The organism is Streptomyces phytophilus (assembly GCF_013870535.1).
Taxonomy (GTDB): domain Bacteria; phylum Actinomycetota; class Actinomycetes; order Streptomycetales; family Streptomycetaceae; genus Streptomyces; species Streptomyces phytophilus.
The window spans coordinates 1-2,775 of the sequence record NZ_JACBXC010000819.1; the positions used below are offsets into that span (position 1 = coordinate 1).

1 protein-coding gene and 1 pseudogene are annotated in these 2,775 nt (G+C 73.5%); both read right to left on the reverse strand.

The features are described 5' to 3' along the window. Positions 1–174: 174 nt before the first annotated feature. Positions 175–1,644, reverse strand: coding sequence for an FG-GAP and VCBS repeat-containing protein (locus H5J30_RS25715; protein WP_181789729.1), 1,470 nt, complete (start codon positions 1,642–1,644; stop codon positions 175–177). 178 nt (positions 1,645–1,822) lie between these two features. After that, a pseudogene (locus H5J30_RS25720) lies at positions 1,823–2,775 on the reverse strand (FG-GAP repeat protein); the annotation flags it as partial.

Below are 2,775 nucleotides of genomic sequence, written 5' to 3' on the forward strand. Positions count from 1 at the left end.
CGCCGCGGCCAGTGCGGTACGGAGTCGGTGAGGCATGCGGCAACTCCCGGGCAGGCGGTCGGAGACGGTGATCAGAAGACCCCGTACCGCGGTCAAAGGTTGTAGGAATACGGCTAGTTGGTTTGTACCGTGACAGAAGGTGGCATTCCGGCTACGGAACGGGGATGCGGATCCCTACTCCGCGATCGTCTCCGGGAACCGTGCGTTCGCCCCGTCCGCGCCCAGCGCGGCCCCGCCGAACGTCCACGACCCCTGCGCCGTCAGACCCCCGCCACGCGTCGGCAGCACCCACGCGAGCCCGTTCCCCGCGTTCTCGCCCGGCGCGCCCGCGACCAGGCCCGAGCGGCCGTCGCGGTCGGCGTCGTGCAGCCGGACGTCGGAGCCGAAGAAGTCGGCGGTCTCGGCGGTCCCCGGGACGCCCGGGGTGTTCTGATTGAAGTGCTGCACCCCGTTCACGGTCAGCCCGCCGGCCGACCCGCGCAGCAGCCAGACCGCGCCCGCGCCCTCGGCGGTGCCGATCTCCTCGCCGTCGGAGCCCACCGCCAGATCGGGGTATCCGTCGCCGTCGACGTCGCCCAGGGAGACGTCGCTGCCGAAGCGGTCCTCGTTCTCGTACGTCCCGGGGACGCCGCCGCTGCCCTGCTCCCACACCTCGGGCTGCCCGGCGCCGGGCCCGCCGGCCGCCCCGTACCAGACCTCGACCTTGCCGCCCGACAGGTCGTACTCGTCGTGCTCCAGCACCGTGGGGTCGCCCACCGCGAGGTCGTCGGCGCCGTCCTTGTCGATGTCGCCCGCGACGGCCACGGGCCCGCCCATGAACTCCGAGCGCGTGTACCCCTCGGGGCCGCCGCCCTTCAGATACAGGGAGTAGCCCTCCACGTACTCCAGGAACCACTTCTTGCCGGTGACCACCAGGTCGTCGGTGCCGTCGCCCTCGAAGTCGCCGCCGACCAGGCCGGTGGGCGTGAACTGCTCCGGGAAGTCGGCGAAGGGATGGCCGTCCTGTGCGCGTACGGGACCGCGGGCCGCGCCCCAGCCGCCGTACAGCTCCAGGTGGTCCTTCGACAGGATCGCCAGCGCCGTCGACCCGTCGTGGAACCAGTCGCCCGCCGCCAGCCCCGTCCCGTAGGCGTTGCCCTCGATCCGGGTGGCGGGTTGCAGGTCCTGCGCGCCGCTGCCGGACAGGCCGCCGGAGGAGCCGTACAGGATGGTCGTGCGGCCGGTGTCCGCGACGCCGCCGAGGTCCTCGCCGGTGACGCCGACGGCGAGGTCGGCGTACCCGTCGCGGTCGAAGTCGGCGGCGGCGAGGGTGGCGCCGAAGGCGTCGCCGGTCTCGGAGGTGCCGGGGACACCGGCGGTGGACTGGCTGAGTACCTTGCGCTCGGCGGTGTCGAGGCCGCCCGCGGAGCCGTAGAGCACCGCGACGTACCCGGCGCGCTGCACGCCGTTCACGGTGCCGGAGGGGGCGGCCACGACGAGGTCGCGGTAGCCGTCGCCGTTGAAGTCGTCGTGGAACTTCGCGGGCGCGGCCGCGGGCGCCGCCGCCGCCGGTGCGGCGCCGCCCGCGAGGGCGGCGCCGGCGACGACGGCCAGAGAGGCGGCTAAGGCGGTGGCGGTCGCGGGTGTACGGCGGCTGCGTGGCATGTCGGGCTCCTGAACGTCGATGCGGACCGGTACGGCTACTCAGTGGGCCTCTCACCCTGTGAGACACCTGACGTTCACCCGAGGTTGTGCGAACTACCGCCCTTCGTACGGCTCATGCGGATTTCCCTGAACTTGTTGGTCAATGAAGCCGGTTCACGGGATTCATCCGGTCAGCCCGTCACTCCTGGCCCATCAGGTAGTGGCCCAGGTCCTCGTCCGCGAAGCCGGTGCCGAACCGCGCACCCGCGCGCGCACCGCCGGGCACCTCGAAGTTGTCCGGGCTGAACGCCACGGAACCCGTCGCCGTCAGCCCGCCCGCGGCGCCGCGCAGCGACCAGATCGCGCCCGTCCCGTTCTCCTCCGGCGCGCCCACCGCCAGCTCCGCCCGGCCGTCGTCCGTGACGTCCCCGAACGCCAGCGCCGCGCCGAACCGGTCCCCGGTCTCGGCCACGCCCTTCACACCGGGCGTGTCCTGGTGGAACGCCTTCGCGCCACGGGCCTTCAGCCCGCCGGAGCCGCCCTTGAGCAGCACCACGGAACCCGCCGACTGCTTGCTGCCGATGGCCTCGTACGGCACGCCCACGGCGAGGTCGGCGAAGCCGTCGCCGTTCGCGTCGCCGGCCGCGAGCCGGGCGCCGAACTGGTCGCCGCGCTCGCCCGTGCCGGGCACGTCGGCGGTGTCCTGGGTGAAGGTCGAACCGCCCGTCTCGCCGGGGCCGTTCGCGGTCCCGTAGACGACCTTGACCGTGCCCTTGTCGTACGGGAGGTCCTCGACGCTCGCGCCGATCGAGCGGTACGCGAGGTCGCCCTTGCCGTCGCCGTCGAAGTCGCCGATCGTGGGCGAACCGCCGTTGGGCAGCGCGGCGCCGCTCCGCGTCAGCCCGTCGGGGCCGCCCTTCCAGAACCAGCCGCCCTCGGCGTTGCCCTGGTAGCTGAAGAACGCCACGAGGTCGTCCGCGCCATCGCCGGTCACGTCGCCGACGGCGACGCCGTCGAGGCTGTCCTCCGGCTTCATCTCGACGAGCGCGCTCTCCCGCGCGGGGGCGCCGGCGCGGGTGAACGGGCCGTAGAGGACGGTGTACGCCTCGGCGCTGTCGCTGCGGGTGCTGGGCACCAGCAGGTCGCCCTCGC

Bases quoted from the DNA above. Each gene is read 5' to 3' on its own strand.
- H5J30_RS25715 (WP_181789729.1), bottom strand. From the start codon at position 1,644: ATGCCACGCAGCCGCCGTACACCCGCGACCGCCACCGCCTTAGCCGCC.